Source organism: Neiella marina (assembly GCF_002165625.1).
GTDB lineage: Bacteria > Pseudomonadota > Gammaproteobacteria > Enterobacterales > Neiellaceae > Neiella > Neiella marina.
The window spans coordinates 103,038-121,657 of sequence record NZ_NGNS01000013.1 but is presented as its reverse complement, the minus strand read 5'-3'; the positions used below and the strand labels follow the sequence as shown (position 1 = coordinate 121,657).

The window sequence follows — 18,620 nt, the reverse complement described above, 5'->3', positions numbered from 1 at the left end:
TGATACTCCCCAAAAAGTAGTGTGGAGATCAGATCGAAGTTAACGGAAAAAGTTCAAAAAAATCCCCGCCAATTGCTTAGCGGGGATTTGTGTATAAGAGACAGCCCATCAGGGTGGCTTTTTTGATTCCGGCTCATAATTTTTCCGATTAGCCTCGCGACTCTTGTGCAACTTCATGAATCTGGACTAATTTTTGTATGTACTCATTATTATTAGAAAAATATGGAGATTGTGTAGTGCGCTATTTATGGGCCGTAATGGTACTAGCTTGGTTGGTAAGTGTTGAGGTGATAGCTGTTGAGCAGCAAGTGACTGCGGAGCAATCAGATCAGAATCGATTTGCATTTGGTGGCGGCGTTTGGGAAGCGCTCGATAATATGGATATCTACTACATCCAGAGCGCCTATGAATTTGCCGAATATGATCCATTGTGGGGAATCAGGCCAACGGTCCTCGGTATGTTGAGCGAAGATGGGGAGTACTATTTGGCCGGCGGTTGGCTCAAGGAGTTCGAGTTGTCAGAACGCTGGGCGTGGGGCTTCGGTAATGTGGTTGGCTATCATAGTGATCGCGATACCCTTGGTCACCACTTGGAATTTTATTCTCGAATCTTCGTTAATTATGGTTCGCAGCCATCAGGCTTTTGGCGCTTGGAGTTTGGTCACATATCTAATGCCAGTATTGGCGATGAAAACCCCGGCACCGAGACATTAACGCTAACGTACAACTGGCGCTTATAACGCCAGTTTTGCCCGTAGTTGTGACTGTCAGCGGCATTGTGACTGCTGCACTGCAGTCATCATCTGGTGAACAATCGTTTTGTTTCGCCCCGTGGTTTTCGCTAGATACAACGCCGTATCTGCGGCTTGATAGATGTCTTTGACGCATAGCTGATCCGCGTGTTGTACAAGACCAATACTGCAAGTAACTGCGGGGCTTGTCATGTTATTTTCAATCGTCTCACGAATGCGCTCCATCACAATGTGGGCGCCTTCGGCATCGGTAAAGGGCAATAGTATGCCAAATTCTTCGCCGCCGATTCTGCCCATAAAGTCCGTGTTTCTCAGTACTTGAGAGACTAAGCTGACAAACTCGATTAATACCGAATCGCCAGTGTCATGGCCGTAGCTATCGTTGATTTGTTTAAAGTGGTCTAGGTCGACCAATGCCAGTGTGAAAGTGCTATTCGGGTAGCGCAAACTGTTTTGCAGTAGTCGCTCGAATTCATCATCAAAACGGCGACGATTAAAAGCGCCAGTTAAAGAGTCGGTGACCGACTGGACCCTCAGTTGCTGTTCCAGTTTTTTCTGGGCAGAAATATCGACAAAACTTGCAATGTAGTAATCCGGTGTTTTCGATCTTGAGTTCCAATAGATTGCGGTAATTTCTTGCATCGTCGTCAGTATTTGTCCTGATTTGGCGCGGTAAGTCAGTTCGCCACGCCAGTGACCAGCAGACATTAGCTGGTTTTTCATGGCACTAATGCTATCGGCGCTCTGCAAGCCAGAGCGGAACATCACTGGCTTTTTACCAAGTACTTCATCGGCTTTGTAACCTAACAGTGCGGTAAACATCTGGTTGATGGCGATGATTTGCCGGTTCGCATCGGTCATGATCGCTGCAGCCATGCCGTTGGCAGCATGAAGCATCAGCCGCTTAGCGTTCTTCTGGGTCCAGGCTTTTTGTACCCAAGTGGCGATCCAAACGCTGAGTCCAAACAGCACGAACAATGCGATCAAGCTTTTGTTGTTGATTTGATCAAGTGACGATTGAATGGCTTGCATGACGACAGCGTCATCAAAGCGAGTCAGCAAAATAAACTCGTGCTGATCGACCTTAGTGTTGGCATCTGGCAGGATGGTTAAGGGTGAAAACGCAGCGTGTAAGTCAGTTCCCGAGAAATGACCACTGTGCGCTTTGGTTGTGATGGCATGCCAGAGTTCTGGGTTCATTTGTGCCAACGACCAGTGAGCGCGCTCGGGTAGAATATGGCCAAATGATAGCTCTGGCTGAGCCGTGTAAATGTAATGGCCGGATGTTGATAGGATATCGAGTTCAAGACCGGTCATGCTTTGATGATGGCGGAATTCACTGAGTAACTCCGCTATATTGAGATTGACCACTAAATAGCCAGACCTGACACCATTGGCATTAACAACTGGCGTAACAAAGCGTGCTGCGATCAAGTAGGGTTTGACGTAGTCGTTGTGCTCTTGCTCTAAATCAAAGATGGACAGTCCTACCTCACTGTTGCCCAGCATGGCAGCATTTAAGAAATAGGGTCGCGTACCTTTGAATTGCAGCCGCTCGGCAACCGACGAGCGATCCGCTTTTGGGTCATAGTTGATGCGAATGACTTCATTACCAGAAAGATCAATAAAGCGGACTTGCAGAAATTTCTCCCAACCCTCGGTTTGTCGAATCCACATGGACTCAATTTGCCGTTGCATCAGGTTTCGCTCATGTCCAGCTTTTAGACTCGCAAATTGTTGCAGATAATCTTGAGTGGCCAACAGGCGAGTGGTGTTTTCTAAGTGGGCTAGTTGGTCAAAAAACAGTTTGCCGAGCAGTTGTTGCGTGACCTTGGCATTTTCCGAAATTGCCATGGTCTGCTGTTCAATTAGTTGCTGACGTTGATACTGTGTCAATGCTAACAGCAGTAATGCTAAAGCCGAGAAAATACCTGCGATGATTGGCCAGAGTTTGGGCCTCAGGCTACTGCAAAACGGCAGCATGGCTTCATTATGTTTGCGATGAACTGAATTCATGCTGGTTCCAACCGAGTGACGAAAGTAGGTTGGCATTATCCAGATAAGTAGGCATTGGATAAATAATGCTCAGTGCATCAGTTTATTCATTTTGTGAATGATTCTTGAGCAAGATGCCTGAGTAATTCGTTAATGAATACTTTTTCTCGCAATGGCTGCATGGTTCTAGAGCGGTAGCAAATGTTAATTGTTCGGCTGTATCCGTATTGACCATTAAATAATGGCACCAGAGCTCCGCGTTTCAGGTGTGACGACAATACCGGAATAGTAGACATGATGACGCCCAACCCCGAAATCGCAGGTATGGTCATCAAAGATACGTGATCGACTGTCACCGTTGGTTTGATGTCAATGATGTGTTCTTTTCCTGATTCCCGATAGCGCCAATCAACAAGATCGCGGTATTGTGCCGGAAAACCAATACATGGGTAATTGGCAAGTTCACTTGGGTGCTTGGGCATACCATAGCGAGCAATGAGTTTGGGAGCAGCAAAGAAGCAAAAATCATAACTGTAATACTGACGACTGACTAATTGCTCGTCAATCAGGGCTGCAACCCCAAGCCGAATATCTCCTTTTAATGGCATCTTGTGGTGCTCAGCCGTAATGGTAGTAAAGATCAGTTCGATATCTGGATATTGGCTGCAAAAGTCCGGTACCAAGTGTTCAAGCATCATTTCGATTGCCAGATATGGCGCCTCGATCTCTAACCGACCTGACGGTTTGTTTTTGCTTACCTCAGCGAAGGATTCGGCGTCGTTGACCGCCGCGTCAATACGTTGGCAGTGGGCGAGAAATTGATGACCAAAATTAGATAACTTGATTGAACGGCCAGCCCGCTCAAATAACCGCAAGCCAACATGTTGCTCGAGGTTTTTTATTCGCCGGCTGACGGTTGGCTGGGGAATATCCAATACTTCAGATGCAGCAGTAATGCTGCCGCAGTCGACAACGGCAATGAATAATCGGGCATCCTCTAGGTGCAGTGACATATTGGTTATTCATTATGTGAATGAACTGTAAGTATGGTACAGATTTTAGACGAGGCTAATGGTCGCTATGATTTTGCGCCACAACAATGGTGATATTGTCATGCCCGCCGGCAGCTAATGAAGCTTGCAGTAGTCGCTCTAATGCAATTGCAGTGGTTTTAGCAGTGACAATGAGATTACTGATTTGATTGCCAGATAGCATGTCTGACAAGCCATCAGAGCAAAGTATGAGGATATCACCCGACTGCCAAGGGTGATTCATCTGCTCGATATGGTTGGGTTGGAATTGGCTGGCACCGAGCGCAGAAGTTAGAATGTGACCATATTGCCGCTTGGCGGATGAGTTATCAACGTCTTGCCCTTGTTGGCGTAGTTGCTCCCACAGGGTGTGATCTGTCGTTAATTGAATCAGTTGGGTGTTATCTTTGGGCAGCAAGTATGCTCTGCTGTCACCAAGCCAATGAATAGTGAACTCAGCGGGCCGAAGAGTGGCACAGACGACGGTTGCGCCCATGTTTTTCAGTCGAACATCGTGTTGAGCGTGATAACAAATGTGTTGATGCGCATTGGCGATCGCTTGATTGCCATCGACTTGTTGGCGCAATGCGGTGAATGTTTCATGGGTCGCAATTGCCGCAGCCATTTCACCGGCGCTATGACCGCCAATGCCATCTGCTACTAAGACGATGCCTTGATCTGCTGCGGCGGCAAAGTTGTCTTCATTGTTGTCGCGGCACAACCCTTGATGAGTTGCGCCGACGATGCTGACCCCCGACGATTGGCTGTGCCAATGCACCAGCTCACCCGACATCAGTCAAGCTCGATTACTTTTAGTAATTCAGGTTTGATGACCGCCGTGGCGGCTTTCATCGGGCTAAGCAATTCAGTTTTGGCCTGAAACATGCGTTTGCCTTCCGATACCATGTCTTTGCGAGCTCTCTCGTACCAACCGTCACGCATGACATGGAGCAATGGCGCCGCTAAGCGCTGTGACTCGCGTTTGCTCTTGTATTCGATATTGATACTTTGCAGCGCTTCATCGAACGCTTGCAAGAAGCTAGTCAGTTTGCTGTCCGGGTAATGCCCAACTGGCTCTAAACGCAGCAAATAACGGCTTTGCTCTGACGCCGCTTCGGCCTTGAAATGAGCCGCCAGAACGCCACTTTTTTCACTTGCTTTCTGGATGCCATCAATCACTTGGTTGACACTCAATTTTTCCCCAGTAATGTTGGTCATGCCACGACCTTTACGTAGGAATTGAATCTTAGGCGCTTGATTGTAATAACCTTTAACTGTGATGACATCGTTAATGTCATAACGATAGAGGCCGCCTGTGGTGGTGAGAAATATGTAGTATTCGCCACCATCCTCTAGCTCTGTGACGGTTTTGTATTGCCACGCGGATGGGTCATTGGGGTTTTGAGTGACCTCATCGGCATCGACAAATTCGTAGTAGTTGACGTCGAGTGCTAACGGCCCTGCAGCACCTTCGTCGCTCAGTGGCACTGAGCAGCGGGCCTCACTTGATAAGAAACCCCAGTCTCGGGTGTCAATTGGCTTGTCGCCGTCTGGGTTAAACCAGGCATCGAACTTCTCAATATAATGGCCCACAGTACCGCCTTTCCAACAGCCAATCAGTGCCAACTCTGGCCAGTAATCACCGGGTAACAAGTGGCCGTCACGACGCTCGTAGCAGGCCTTGAGCTGGCTTGCTCGGGTGGGATCTGCTTTCAACTTTGCTTCCAGTGCTTGACGAATGTGGGGTTCAATATTGAACTGGTTGGATAAGGTGCCATCTTTGACGTCATTAATCAGAATGGTGGCGTACTCATCGGCTTTTTCACACATTTTGAGGATCGATGATGGATTAGCCGTGGCAAGCAGACTGACCTTTTCTGCCAGTGCAATTCGCATCAATGCATAGTACTTGGCCTCGTAGTCTTCAATCTCAAAAACAGGATAAGGTACGGCATAGATCTTTTGAACGATACCAGGCATCTGCTTGTAGATGTGGCCGGAGGTGGCGCCATACGGTAAGCCGCACTCGGTTTCACCTTCGACTGCAGGTGATACTAAAGAGACAATTTTGCCGCCATACAAGCCAGGATGGGCAAGTTTGGCGTGATACATCCAGCTGCGCATCATGTCTTTACTGGCAGTGCGGCCACAGCTCGGTGTGAATGGGATAAACTTGGCCTTACCGGTAGTGCCACTGGTTTGAGCGAACATAATGGGTTGCTCTGCAACCAGCTGGTTCTGTTCGCCGCGACACATTTTCTCAATGTATGGCTGAATATCGTTGTAACTCACTAACGGAACAGCTTGGCGATAATCTTCCGCAGTTTTTATCCCAGCAAAATTGTATTTCTTGCCATATTCGGTGTTTTTGTTGCGCTCCAAGATCGTCATTAGCAGATTGCGTTGGGTTTGCTCTGCATTCAATGTGGTGTGCTCAAAACGCTTTGCTGAGCGGCTGGCGATAAAGTGAATTAGTAAACCGAGCATGATTAACCCTCCAGATCCAGTTGCCAGTGTTGTTGCTGGCATTTGCTCAGCAGTTGTGGCGATATGTCAATGCCCAAGCCGTGACCAGATAATGGTTCGACTAGCGCCCTCGGTCCGAGCATTAGCGGTGGCTCAAAAATATCGTGAGCGAGCAACAAAGTTCCGAAGCAACCTTCTCGCCACCTCAAAGTAGGCGTAATAGTAGCCAAGGCCAAACCTGCGGCTGATAAACAGCTGGTTTCGCCTACCTGAGCGCCAAGCTGGCAACCAATGCCATTGTCTGCCGCTACTTGTGCTATGCGGTGACTGTTGCCAAGACCACCACACTTGGAAATGCGAATGTTAAAAAAGTCGCAGGCATGTTGGTCGATCAGTGTTTCGGCATCCGCCAATGAACAGATGGATTCGTCAACCATCACCGGAGTGATGGCCGCCTTTGTCAGAGCGGCCAGACCATCAAGATCCTCACTCGCCAATGGTTGCTCGATGCTGTTTAAGCCAAAACGTTTGAGTTCACTGAGTTGAGCGGCCGCTTCATCGGCATTTTGCCAAGCACAATTGGCATCGCCACGTAAATCATGATCAGGGCCAAGCACGTCGCGAACAGCTTGTAGCAAGTGGATGTTTAAGTCTAACTCTTGATGGAGTTTAATCTTGCTGCAAGGTACCCCAAGCTGCTTGATCTGCGTTGCCATCGCAACCGCTTTTTCAGGCTGACCAACGGCGATGACGCCGCTATATTGCTGTTTGCTTGATGATGGTGTCGCCAGTAAGCATGCTGCCTGACATTGGCGCTGTTTACCTATGATATCGAGTAACGCCAACTCGAGTGCGCAAAATGCCGCATGCTTGTTGCGAGGTAAATTGATGGTTTGCATCATCAACCAGTCTTGTAAATGCTCGCTTGTCGTGCCTTGCAAATCCTTCAGCAGTGGTAACAATTCGTCAGTCAGGGTCTGCCAGGCTTGTTCAAATGTTTCCCCTGTTACGTATTGGCGAGGACAGCTTTCGCCAAATCCAGTTAGGCCATCCGATGTGGTAATTTTGAGTAGGATATTACGGGCGACTTTACGCGAAGCTAAGGCATGCTCGACTTCTACCAGCATGGGTATTTCGATGGCATACAGTTCCGCTGATTGAAACTTCATTATTGAGCCTCCTTTTGACTGAGCCACTGGCTAATATCTGTTGCCAAGCGATTTGGCATTTCCAGTTGAATGGCATGGACTTGCTGAGGGTAATGTTGCACCGATGTAGCTTGCTGTCCCCTGAACAAAAGCTTGGTCACTTTGTCGTTGTCGATGATTTCATCCTTACCGGCTAAAAAAAGTAACGTCGGACGTTGCAACTGGTTGATATTGGCCGCTATCCATTTATCCATACGGCGGGTTTGCCAGAGAAACTCCGCAGTCACCAGTGGGTTTCGCAGCGGATCCGACTCAATAAACTCAACCCACTGTTGCTTGTCACTGAACATCGCCGGAGTCACAGGTACCGGGTATGTGCTTTGTTGACAAAATAAATGGCAAACGGCGATGGAGAGTTTTTCAAAGCCATTGTAGTCAACGGCCGCAACCAAGCCTGGGGTGACTAACGCTAAGCCACTGACCTTGTCCGGGTGAGCTAATCCGTAAGCGGTTGCCAGCTTGCCCCCCCAAGATAAGCCAATCAGGTAAATGTGGTTGTATTGCGGTCTGATTTGACGGATGAAGTCGTCCAAATCATCCAACCAATCGTGCCAGCTATCGATGTGACCGGGGGTAATACTTCGCTGCGAGCGATTAACGCCACTACCGCGGCGATCAAGCATGTAGACGTCGTGGCCTTGAGCCGCTAAGCGGTTCGCTGTTAGCTCAAACCAACCTGAGTGACTGGCGATTCCGTGTAAGTACACAAATGCGGTGTCGGGATGTTCGGATGCCATACGAGCGAAGTAACCGAGTTTGGAACCATCACGGGTGACGTACTCCAACTCTGAGCGCTGCTCAATGTGCTGTGAAATTTCTTGTTTCAGGCTGTCATCGTTTGCCATTGCAAACTGACTGACATTAACGCAAGCAGTCAAGATAAAGGCTAGGACCTGCTTGTAATTCATCGCGTTAACTCCTCGGTTAGGTCGACTGCTTGAACGTCTTGTTGGTCGCGCTGTGCTAACAGAATGTCAGCGTCTTGCTGCCAACTCCCAGTGGCCAGTTGCTCTGACCACGGTTGTGATTCTGCCAATTGATATAAGGTATTGAGTACCTGCTGACAGTCTTGAGGACGGTCTTCTGGCTGGCGACTCAAACAACTCATAATCAAGGTTTCAAACGGTGCTGAAATCTTGCCATCGAATTGGGCATTGAGATCTTTCGGCGCTTCGCTGAGCATTTTGGCGACCATTTCCATTGGCGTGTCAGCGACGAATGGTGAATTTGCGGTCAGTAGGTTGTATGCGACAACGCCGATGGAATAGATGTCCACCGCAACACTCGCAGCAAGCGGGTCGCTTAGGCGTTCTGGCGCAATGTAGGCCGCAGTGCCTGCAATCGATTGGGTTTGGGTAAGCGCCATATCTTGATTGCTGCCAATGTCTTTGACGAGGCCAAAATCCAGTACTTTGACAAAATCAGCTTGGCCACCAAGTTGGCACAGCATGATGTTAGCCGGTTTGATATCGCGGTGAATGAGACCTTTACCATGGGCCTCATCGAGGCTTTGACACAGTTGTTTGATGATGTGAATCACTCGGGCTTCTGGCTGAGGCCCGCGTTGCTCAATGAGCTCAGCCAACGAAAAGCCGTTAAGTAATTCCATCACGTAGAAAAAGCGCCCCGTTTCAGTCATGCCGAAATCAAAGATCTCAATCGTATTTGGATGGCGCAACAAAGCTGTTTGTTGCACTTCAAGCTCGAACCGTTGAATGTTTTCCGGAGTCGATTGATCGCGGCGCAACAGCTTCACCGCCGTTGGTCGCTGGAGCAGTGCATGCTTGGCGCGATAAACACTACCCATTCCGCCTTCGCCAATTTTCTGTTGCAGCCGATAGTTACCAAGTTTTGATAGGTCATCAATTTGCTGCGCCATGTGTGATAGCCGGTAACGCAATACCGATAAGCCAGCAATGGCAAGTGAAACCAGCGCTAGTAAGCCATATTGGCTGTAGACCAAAGGCGACATCAGGTTGAATGCTTCATCACGCTCTACCTCAATCACCAAGCCAATTTCTAGCGCAGGCTCCCATGCCCAAGCGCCCATGACGTCGATGCCTCTGAAATCCTTGTAACCATCAACGTTAACTCCAGACTGTTGTTGGATGACCGATTGAACCGACTTAATTAGCTGATCGCTGTTGGCGCGAGTAAGGCGCAAGTTAAATAGCAAGTCGTCATTGTCGGGGTCGAGACGTTGTTGTTGTTGCTCAGGCAGTGTCATCGACATTGGCGAGATAAGGACCCCATCACCATTAACAATATAGCTGTGAGTGAAATCATCTTTATCAAATATTTCAGTGAGATATTTCAACTCTGTCTCTGGGTCAAGAACCGAAATGGCGACATGTTGTTGGTCATCGTGCTGTAACGCGATACCGACCAGAATGATTGGTATTGATATATCGAGTTTAGGAAACAGTTGCTTGGAGTTTTCAAGCGCCGACATGTGAACGCCGCTGGCGAGCGTTTGATGAACAAAGTAAGTCATCTTTGGGGTCAGTTGGCCGTCTTCCGCAGCTTTGTGGGAGCTCAAGATGACCTTACCTGTGTTATCCGCGATGGCATAACCAATAGCACTGACGCTCTCGGTGTAGCGTTTCAGTAAGGCGTGAATGGCGCTTCGATCCTTAGCGCTAGCACTTTGTAAGTAATTGTTGAATAACGCTGGCAAAGCTAGTTCATCGGCAAGAAATTGAGCATGAATCAGCTCAGCTTGATACCAGCGCTGAATAATATTCTCATGGGTCTCAATTTGTTGGGTTAAGCGATGTTGATAGCTCTCTTCGACACCTTCGATGATGTGAGTCGAAATGACATAGGCAAGCACCGACAATACCAATGCCGTAGCCAGTACCACCAGCGTTAAGTTTTCGCGGCGACTTCGCTTTTTGCGTTGGGGGCTTAAGGTCAGCCGGGTTTGGCCGCTGTCGGTGCTCAAAGTTGCAACTCCATTGTGATGATTTCAGTCAACATCGCTGCCGAATCCGATATTGGCAACATCGATGGTGGCGATATAGCACCGTCCGATACGAATTTAACACCTTATCTCGCAGCCAATGCAACGATAGCAGTGAAGTATAGCTTGGAAGAAAGGCTCAATAGCTTTCTGTAAGTATGTGTCAATTTATTGATGTTTCAATAAATTATTTAATTTTACTGGTAGTTATTCGAGACCTGTTCAGGCTGTCGACAGATCGCAAGCTGAAATAGCCGGACAACAGTAGACCATTGCCGAAGAAGCTTGGACTACTTCTTCGACAATGCAATGTCATGGGTTAGGTGAGGCTATGGTAGGCGTTAGTGAGTGTCGCGGCGGAAGCTAATGCGGAAGAAAATACTGTACAGCACTGGAACCGCAATGAGAGTCAGAATAGTCGCAAAGGTCAGACCGCCCATAATGGTGACCGCCATATCGGCAAAGAACGCATCAAACAATAACGGTGCCATACCGAGAATGGTGGTAATGGCCGCAAGTGCTACCGGCCGCAAACGGCTCAAACTTGCTTCGACCAACGCTTGTCGCTTGGGCTTACCTTCGGCGATTTGCAAATCAATCTCTTCGACCAAGACGATGGCATTTTTAATCAGCATGCCAAACAGGCTAAGGAAGCCAAGCAATGACATGAAACCAAAAGGCATGTCGGTAGCGAGCAAGCCACTGACAACGCCAACGGTTGCCATCGGTACTGTTAACCAGATGATCAGTGGTTGTTTGACGCGACCAAAAAGCAATACCGTGACCAGAATCATGACCAAGAAGCTCATTGGTAAACCTGCGCCTAATGCCCGCTGTGCATCACCAGCAGATTCATATTCGCCACCCCAATCAATGTCATACCCGTCGGGCCGTTCAATCGCTTCGATTTGCTGACGGATTCTACTGAGTGCTGCCGCTGCGGTGTCATCAAACCCAGGCTCGCCGAATACTGCAATGGTGCGCACCCGATCTCGACGCTGGATGAGCGTATCTTCGCTGGCTAGTTCAACCTCTCGCATAACCTGGCTCATGGGGATATAGCGGCGCTGATGAGCACTCCATACCAAGGCATTGCGGAGGCTTTCGACATCGGCGACCGCGGCATCAGGCACTTTGGCGACAATCGGGTAGTCGTAATCACCATCGCGCAATTTACCTAGTTCTAAACCACTACTGACGTATTGCACAGCGTCAGCGAAATCGGCACGGGTGACACCAGCAACTCCTGCGTTGTACTCATCGAAATCGGGTACCAGCGTTAAGGCTTTTTCGCGCCAGTCATGGCGAATGTCTCGGATCTGACCATCGGCCCGCATGATGCTTTCTGCTTCGGCCGCCAGCGTTCTCAGTACCGATATGTCTGGACCAGAGAAACGTGCCTCTAGCTTGGCTGTTGTACTGGGGCCAAAAACCATGCGCTTGAGGTAAAAGTCGGAATCCGGATCCATGGCACTTAGCTTGAGGGTGATGGTGGCAATAAAGTCATCAATTGCCTCTGCATCCTTCATTTCTACCAAGAACAAGTTGTAGCTTTCGTTACGTGCCTCGGGGCCGTAGGTTAGGGTAAAGCGGGCGGTGCCTTGTCCAATACTTGATGTCACTGCGGCAACATCATCATATTGCAGCAATAGTTTTTCAATGGCTTTAGCCTGTTGCTCTGTGGTTCGAATATCACGCGCTTGCGGCCCCCAATGGTGAATGTAGAACATCGGCGTGTTAGACGGTGGAAAGAATCCTTGCTTGACGTTGCTGAAATTGGCCATGGCGACCAAAGTAATCGCAATCAACCCGGCAATAGTCACCCAGCGAAACTTAAGTGCTGATGTTAACGCTGATAAATAACCCTTGTGAAACAATGAGCTTGATGTTTGTTCGTTGCTTTGCTTGCCCTGTTTATAAAAGTAAGAACCAAACAAAGGCGTTACCGTGACAGCCAGTACCCAACTTAGCATCAGTGAGATCAGGATGACGGCGAATAGGGAAAACAAGAACTCTCCGGTGGCATCATCTGACAAGCCAATGCCAGAAAACGCGGCAATACCGATGACAGTGGCGCCGAGCAACGGCCATTGTGTCCGTTTGACGATAAAACTCGCCGCTTCAATTGCTCGCTTGCCTTGCTGCATTCGCAGCATCATGCCCTCGGCGACTACAATCGCGTTGTCGACCAGCATTCCCATCGCAATGACCATGGCGCCTAGAGAGATCCGCTGCAACTGCAGATCAAACAGCCACATCAACAGAATTGTGCCCATGACGGTGAGCAATAGCACGGCGCCGATGACCACGCCTGAGCGCCATCCCATAAACAGGCAAAGTGTCAGGGTGACGACCAGCACCGATAGCTCGAGATTGAGAATAAAACCTTTGACGGACTCATCAACAATACTGGCTTGGTCATAGATTGGCGCCAAGGTCAGCCCTGCTGGCAGTTGCTGGATCATGCTATCTACTTCGGCTTGAACCGCTTTGCCTACTTCGACAATGTTGACATCGTCGTTGGCGGAAATTGCCAGCGTAATGGCGGGATTGCCCTGGTAGCGAAACAAGTTTGGCTGCACATCCACCGGTTCGATGCGAAGTTCAGCAAAGTCTCTGACTCTGATTGTCGCCTTGGAGCCGGGAACCGCCAAAATTAAATCGCCCAATTCTTGTAGGCGGTTGTCTGCCGCTTCAATCGGGATGCGAACTCGATTGCCATCGATCAATAAGCGCGCATCGTGCAATGGGCGGAGATTGTATTGCAGCAGTTGAGCAATATCGGGAAAAGACAGGCCAAGTCCGGCGATATGGTTGAGATCCATTTCCACCACAATTTGCTCTTTTAGCACGCCACTGACGTCCACTTTGGCAACGCCGGGCACAGTAAGTAGATTTCGGCGAATGATTCGTGAGAATTCACGCAACTGATAGGGGCTAAAATCCGGTGCTGTCAGGGCATAGTAAAGGCCAAAAACATCACCAAAATCGTCATATACAGTCGGCGCTCTGGCTCCTGCCGGTAGTGTTTTGCTGGCATCAGCTAAACGTTTGCGCAATTCATCCCAAATTTGTGGTAGCTGAGAGCCGTCGAAATGCCGTTTCATTTCAACCGTGATCTCAGAAACTCCGGGCTTCGATGTTGAAGTCAGCTCGTACAGCTGCGGCATTTGCTGAATGGCTATTTCCAACGGTTCAGTGATTTCATCTTCGACCTGCAAAGCGTCGGCGCCCGGATATTGGGTGATTACCTTGGCTTGCTTGATGGTAAATGCCGGGTCTTCCAAACGACCAATATTGCTGAGGCCGACAATGCCGCCAATAAGGCAAATTAAGATCAGCAACCATGTATTGACCGGTGTTTTGATTGAGTAACGGGCTAAATCCACAGGTCATTACTCCGCAACATAAGGTTTTACTGCTAAGCCTTCACGCATTTGCGATACACCGGCGGAAACCACCTGATCGCCGAGCGCCAAACCGTGTTTGATCACCACCATATGACCGTGCGTTGTACCAATCTCAACGGCAACTTGCTCGACGACCTTTTGCTTTGCGTTGTAGCGCCACACTGAATATGAGTTATCAGGATTAACTTGTAACGCATTCAGCGGTACATATAGCTCTGACGAATCATTGGCATGGCCAACAACAACATTGGCAGATGCGCGAATGCCGGGTGTTAAATGGGTATCTGCGGGTGGTTCGCTGGCAAACACGACCTTGTAAGTTTGGGTAACAGGATCAGCAGCGGTAGTGTGTTCCACATATTCCAGTTCAAACTCATTGTCACTGCGGCCGGCGACAGTTGCTTTGGCACTGAGGATCTTATTATCAATGTTGGCCGCCAGAACGCGTTCCGAAACGTTGATTTCAAAATGGACTTTTGACACATCCTGCAAGCGGGTGATGGCTGTTCCGGTAACGATGTAGCTATCCGCTTCGACAAGGCGTTCACTGACCAAGGCATCAAACGGAGCGCGAAGCTCGGTGTAGCTTAAATCTTGAATGCTGTTTTCCAGATCGACTTTGGTAATTTCAAACTGGGTTTCGGCGTTGTCTAGCTCTCGTTTGGCAGCCAAACCCTTTTTGTAAAGTGATTGGATGCGTTCTAGCTCTAATCGTGCTTGTTTGTGACGCGCTCGGTTTTCTCGAACGCTCCGCTCAAATGGGGCTGCATCAATGGCTGCTAGCAAGGTGCCTTTTTGCACCCGTTGGCCTTGCTTTAAATCGACATATTTCAACCGACCTGATACTTCAAAATTGAGTTCTACCGTTTTTACTGCGGTGACGGTGGCAGGAAAGCGATAGGCCTGAGTGCTATCGGTTTGCTGCACCGCACTGAGTTGCACGGTTTTCGGTGGTTGTACGGATAAATCGTCCGGTTTATCGGCTGGCCCACAAGCTGTAAGGGCGATCGAAAGAGGCATGAGCAAAAGAAATAATCGAGTCACGGGGGCACGCTCGGTGGTAATGAAATACAACGGTTATCAAGTTAACATATTTTCATAAAGTGTAAACTTGCAAATTGCCAATTGAGATCAAAGTCGTTAGTCTTTGTCGCCAGTTCGATCCTCGCCATAGTTATTTGAGACATGCTGACAAGTACCGAAACAATCTTAAAAGCGGCCCGCCAATGCTTTTTTCAGCATGGTTACAGTACCAGTAGCATTGCCATGATTAGCCGTTATGCCGATATCTCGCGAGTGACGATCCACAAGCAGTTCGGTAGCAAAGAGCAGCTATTTAGGGCATTGCTGAAGCATGAGCATGAGAGCCAATACAGTAAATTGGCAGGCTATCTCACTGATTATGATTGTATCTGGCAGCAACTTGAGGCCATGCTGCTTGACTGGGGACGACCACTCTTTGAGGAAATTACTGACAAATTGGTGCTCAGTGACTTGGTTAGATCTGCCAGTGATCATTGCCAAGATATTTTTGATTCCCATTCCGAGGTGATTACTGATTTTGTCGTGTCTGCGCTGGCGACCGCCGAACAAAAGTCACAGATCTCGTTTGCACAGCAGAGCTTGACGCCACAGCAGTTTGCCGAAACCTTGGTGGTGACTGCCAAAGCCATCTTCTCTATTTCGCCGTTAACGGATGCCAAACAGGCGGTGCTTAATAATTTAGCGATTTATCGAGCCGCGTTAAGTCGCTAGTGCTGCCATTTCTCAGCTCTGATCAGTCGTGGTATTTATTGCCACTGAGTTTCCTTCGCCAACAAAACCTTCTATCCTAATTTGACAGTCATAATTGTGCTGTTTGTTGTTGAAACGCAACTTCCAGTACGCTGTTTTTATTATATTTATTGACCTACCTATGCAGCCTTTTGACGAGCCATCTATGGCGCTCAAAAGTCACTGCAAAACACTGACCTCGCAAAACGGAGAGCCTGATGAAAAAGGAAACCCTGGCCATTCACGCTGGATATCAAACCGATCCAACGACTAAATCGGTTGCCGTACCTATATATCAAACGGTGTCATATGAATTCGATTCAGCGCAGCATGGTGCAGATCTGTTTGATTTGGCGGTACCAGGCAATATTTACACTCGCATCATGAACCCTACTAATGATGTGCTAGAGCAGCGTATGGCAGCTTTAGAGGGCGGTATCGCAGCCCTGGCGGTAAGCTCTGGTATGGCGGCAATCACGTATGCCGTGCAGACTCTGGCTCAGCAAGGCGACAACATCATCAGTGTGCCGCAACTTTATGGTGGCACTTACACTTTGTTTGCCCACATGCTGCCGAGTCAGGGCATCGATGTTCGTTTTGCCATCGATGACTCTGCTGCTGCCATTGAAGCTTTGATTGATGACAAAACTAAAGCGGTTTATCTTGAAACGATTGGCAATCCAGCAGGCAATATTGTTGATTTGGAGGCTATTTGTCAGGCAGCCCACAAACATGGGGTTGCGGTAATCGTCGATAATACCGTTGCCACGCCTATCCTTTGTAATCCAATTGAGTATGGTGCTGATATTGTGGTGCATTCTCTGACGAAGTATGTTGGCGGTCACGGTACTTCGATCGGTGGCATCATTGTCGACTCGGGTAAGTTTCCTTGGGCAGAGCACAAAGAGCGTTATCCCGTATTTAATCAGCCTGAACCTTCTTATCATGGTGTGGTTTATACCGAAGCGTTTGCAGAGGCGGCCTACATTGGTCGGGCCCGGACTGTACCGCTACGCAATACCGGTTCGGCAATCTCTCCGATGAATGCCTTTCTGATCTTGCAAGGCTTGGAAACTCTGGCACTTCGAATGGAACGTCATTGTGAAAATGCAGTCGCGGTTGCTCAGTTCTTGAAGCAACACCCACAAGTCGAGTGGGTCAGCTATGCAGGGTTGGACGATGACCCATACCACCAACTCGCTCAGCAGTACTGCAAGGGCACACCAGCCTCATTGCTCACTTTTGGTATCAAGGGTGGATTTGATGCCGGGGTGAAGTTTTATGATGCGCTGGAGTTAGTGAAGCGCTTGGTCAATATTGGTGATGCTAAAACACTGGCTTGCCACCCAGCATCGACCACCCATCGTCAGTTATCTGAGCAAGAACAGGCCGCTGCTGGGGTGAAGCCTGAGACCATCCGGATTTGTGTTGGCATCGAACACGCCGACGATATTCTGGCTGATTTAGAGCAAGCGTTTGCGGCGATCTAGCTTGACCGCGTCAGTTAAAAAGTTGAAATAAAAAGGGAGCCGTTAGGCTCCCTTTTTTTCATGCTTTTTCAGTACCACTGATTATTGATTCAATGTATTCACTGAGGCATCAGCACCAGCGAACATGACGTTGTAACCAAATGGCGTGTCTGGATCGTTGTACAACAACATGGTGTAGTTGAAGTCATCTTGGAAATCGAACATTTCTGATTGGTAAACCATTTCCAAGGTGTGATCTTCAGTTTCAATCACGACATTAACGCGATAGCTGTTGGTTGGCAGGTTGCCTGTCTCCACTTCTTCAAAGTCAACACTTTGGAAGGTGTAAGGCGTGGTTTCAATGGTTTTGCCTTCTTCAACGAAGTAGACGTCTACCTGATCGATATCTGTGGTTAGGTTAACGAAATTAACATCAACCTGATAAGTCAACTGACGAACCGACTCAGGGAAGGTCAGCACTTTCACTGCATCTTCTTTGTCGTGATAAATCGCCGCACCCATTGTTGCGTTTTGTGGCAGGCTCATGACAACGCCACGGTAGATTTCCTCATCGCTCTCGTCAGTTAGGAAGATCTTGTAGTCGTTGTAGTTAACCACGTCATACGGGCTCGCCGTGTATGGCGCGATGTCATCTTGGGTGTAAGTATCGTCACCTGAGACAATTTGCGAGTTAACGGTTTGGTCAATCAAGTTCATGAAACGATACTGGGCCGCGCCGAAGGCATCTTCATAGCTAACCACAGTTGACGAGCTGGTCATCTTGTCGATGGCAACACCCGAGTTGCTTGGGCCAAAGGTATCACGCAATACAATGATGTAGCCGGTTTCCGCTTCCATGTTGACATCTTCTGCGGTAAACAGAATGTCAGTGGTACCGGTGCTGGTCAGATAGATATCGTAAGTATCGGTTTCAAAGTCACCGACTTCGAACATAGTGCCAGGGACACTGGTTGCCCAAAGCTCAGCTGCTGAAAAGCCTTCATCGGCAATGCCAACATAAACGTCGTAGCCTGGGCTGTTGACTTTAAAGTCAGCGACCAGAAAACGCATGGTGTCATCGAACAGGTCATTGAGGTTGAAATCGAATTCAGCCAGCGCAATTTCAGGATAGATGCCGTAGGTAAAAACAATGTTCCGCTGGTCATTGCGGATGTTCACTTCAACGTCTTCGAGAATATCTTCACGGTCACCGTTGGCATCGATACCAGAGACGGTTACTTCGTGAGTGCCGTTTTTCGATACTTGAGTTAAGCCACTGGCATCGCCGAAGGTAATGAAGCTAGCGATGTGAGTGGTTTCGTTATTTTTTTCAAATTCGTAGGTTAAGCCTGTGCTGTTTGGCGAGGCGTTGTAAACCTGAATACGCGTCTCGTTAACGTCGTCACTTTTCTCGTTGTTGTTGCCGCCGCCGCCGCCACAGGCAGTCAGCATTGCGGTAGCAAAGGAAAGAGCCAGCGCAGGATATAAATTGTTTTTAAGCATAAATCTTCTTTCTCTGGTTCAAACAGCAAATTGAGGGCTGATTACCTTCAG

The 18,620-nt window shown here is 48.6% G+C and carries 14 protein-coding genes; 4 read left to right on the top strand and 10 right to left on the bottom strand.

Features of this window, described 5'->3' with window-relative positions:
• Positions 1 to 236: 236 nt before the first annotated feature.
• Positions 237 to 740, top strand: coding sequence for an acyloxyacyl hydrolase (locus CBE68_RS11415; protein ID WP_158100587.1), 504 nt, complete (start codon positions 237 to 239; stop codon positions 738 to 740).
• Between the two features lie 27 nt (positions 741 to 767).
• Here CBE68_RS11415 and CBE68_RS11410 read toward each other — a convergent pair whose 3' ends face one another.
• The 7 genes from CBE68_RS11410 to CBE68_RS11380 all read right to left on the bottom strand — a co-directional run bounded on the left by CBE68_RS11410 (position 768) and on the right by CBE68_RS11380 (position 10,396).
• Positions 768 to 2,768, bottom strand: a complete 2,001-nt coding sequence (locus tag CBE68_RS11410) for a sensor domain-containing diguanylate cyclase (protein WP_158100586.1) — start codon at positions 2,766 to 2,768, stop codon at positions 768 to 770.
• An 86-nt stretch (positions 2,769 to 2,854) separates the two neighbouring features.
• Positions 2,855 to 3,760, bottom strand: a complete 906-nt coding sequence (locus CBE68_RS11405) for a LysR family transcriptional regulator (RefSeq protein WP_087506213.1) — start codon at positions 3,758 to 3,760, stop codon at positions 2,855 to 2,857.
• A gap of 55 nt (positions 3,761 to 3,815) precedes the next feature.
• A complete protein-coding gene (locus tag CBE68_RS11400; RefSeq protein ID WP_087506212.1) occupies positions 3,816 to 4,571 on the bottom strand; it encodes a PP2C family protein-serine/threonine phosphatase in 756 nt (251 codons plus the stop codon).
• On the bottom strand, positions 4,571 to 6,265 hold the full coding sequence (locus tag CBE68_RS11395) for a GH3 auxin-responsive promoter family protein (RefSeq protein WP_158100585.1): 1,695 nt from the start codon (positions 6,263 to 6,265) through the stop codon (positions 4,571 to 4,573). The genes CBE68_RS11400 and CBE68_RS11395 overlap by 1 nt, the downstream gene beginning before the upstream one ends.
• A 2-nt stretch (positions 6,266 to 6,267) precedes the next feature.
• Positions 6,268 to 7,413 carry a mandelate racemase/muconate lactonizing enzyme family protein gene (locus CBE68_RS11390; protein WP_087506210.1) on the bottom strand — a complete coding sequence of 382 codons (1,146 nt, stop codon included), beginning with the start codon at positions 7,411 to 7,413 and terminating at the stop codon, positions 6,268 to 6,270.
• Positions 7,413 to 8,360: an alpha/beta fold hydrolase gene (locus CBE68_RS11385; protein ID WP_087506209.1), complete on the bottom strand. Its 948-nt coding sequence runs from the start codon at positions 8,358 to 8,360 to the stop codon at positions 7,413 to 7,415. The genes CBE68_RS11390 and CBE68_RS11385 overlap by 1 nt, the downstream gene beginning before the upstream one ends.
• Complete coding sequence (locus CBE68_RS11380; RefSeq protein WP_087506208.1) at positions 8,357 to 10,396, bottom strand: serine/threonine protein kinase; 2,040 nt, start codon at positions 10,394 to 10,396, stop codon at positions 8,357 to 8,359. The genes CBE68_RS11385 and CBE68_RS11380 overlap by 4 nt, the downstream gene beginning before the upstream one ends.
• Before the next feature lie 15 nt (positions 10,397 to 10,411).
• Between CBE68_RS11380 and CBE68_RS18745 the strand changes: the two genes are divergently transcribed.
• Entirely contained in the window at positions 10,412 to 10,570 is a 159-nt protein-coding gene (locus tag CBE68_RS18745; RefSeq protein WP_158100584.1) for a hypothetical protein, read from the top strand.
• A gap of 185 nt (positions 10,571 to 10,755) precedes the next feature.
• Here CBE68_RS18745 and CBE68_RS11370 read toward each other — a convergent pair whose 3' ends face one another.
• Both CBE68_RS11370 and CBE68_RS11365 read right to left on the bottom strand, forming a co-directional pair.
• Positions 10,756 to 13,803, bottom strand: coding sequence for an efflux RND transporter permease subunit (locus CBE68_RS11370; RefSeq protein WP_087506206.1), 3,048 nt, complete (start codon positions 13,801 to 13,803; stop codon positions 10,756 to 10,758).
• A gap of 6 nt (positions 13,804 to 13,809) precedes the next feature.
• Entirely contained in the window at positions 13,810 to 14,868 is a 1,059-nt protein-coding gene (locus CBE68_RS11365; protein WP_143824547.1) for an efflux RND transporter periplasmic adaptor subunit, read from the bottom strand.
• A 141-nt stretch (positions 14,869 to 15,009) separates the two neighbouring features.
• On the opposite strand from CBE68_RS11365, the gene CBE68_RS11360 reads away from it, so the two are divergent.
• A complete protein-coding gene (locus CBE68_RS11360) occupies positions 15,010 to 15,579 on the top strand; it encodes a TetR/AcrR family transcriptional regulator (RefSeq protein ID WP_087506204.1) in 570 nt (189 codons plus the stop codon).
• Between the two features lie 236 nt (positions 15,580 to 15,815).
• Positions 15,816 to 17,087: an O-acetylhomoserine aminocarboxypropyltransferase/cysteine synthase family protein gene (locus tag CBE68_RS11355; RefSeq protein WP_087506203.1), complete on the top strand. Its 1,272-nt coding sequence runs from the start codon at positions 15,816 to 15,818 to the stop codon at positions 17,085 to 17,087.
• A gap of 81 nt (positions 17,088 to 17,168) precedes the next feature.
• Here CBE68_RS11355 and CBE68_RS11350 read toward each other — a convergent pair whose 3' ends face one another.
• A complete protein-coding gene (locus CBE68_RS11350) occupies positions 17,169 to 18,569 on the bottom strand; it encodes a hypothetical protein (RefSeq protein WP_087506202.1) in 1,401 nt (466 codons plus the stop codon).
• Positions 18,570 to 18,620: the final 51 nt, after the last annotated feature.

Excerpts from the sequence above, each read along its gene's own strand:
- CBE68_RS11410 (WP_158100586.1), bottom strand. The coding sequence starts at position 2,768 with ATGAATTCAGTTCATCGCAAACATAATGAAGCCATGCTGCCGTTTTGC.
- CBE68_RS11405 (WP_087506213.1), bottom strand. The coding sequence starts at position 3,760 with ATGTCACTGCACCTAGAGGATGCCCGATTATTCATTGCCGTTGTCGAC.
- CBE68_RS11400 (WP_087506212.1), bottom strand. The coding sequence starts at position 4,571 with ATGTCGGGTGAGCTGGTGCATTGGCACAGCCAATCGTCGGGGGTCAGC.
- CBE68_RS11395 (WP_158100585.1), bottom strand. The coding sequence starts at position 6,265 with ATGCTCGGTTTACTAATTCACTTTATCGCCAGCCGCTCAGCAAAGCGT.
- CBE68_RS11390 (WP_087506210.1), bottom strand. The coding sequence starts at position 7,413 with ATGAAGTTTCAATCAGCGGAACTGTATGCCATCGAAATACCCATGCTG.
- CBE68_RS11385 (WP_087506209.1), bottom strand. The coding sequence starts at position 8,360 with ATGAATTACAAGCAGGTCCTAGCCTTTATCTTGACTGCTTGCGTTAAT.
- CBE68_RS11360 (WP_087506204.1), top strand. The coding sequence starts at position 15,010 with ATGCTGACAAGTACCGAAACAATCTTAAAAGCGGCCCGCCAATGCTTT.
- CBE68_RS11355 (WP_087506203.1), top strand. The coding sequence starts at position 15,816 with ATGAAAAAGGAAACCCTGGCCATTCACGCTGGATATCAAACCGATCCA.
- CBE68_RS11350 (WP_087506202.1), bottom strand. The coding sequence starts at position 18,569 with ATGCTTAAAAACAATTTATATCCTGCGCTGGCTCTTTCCTTTGCTACC.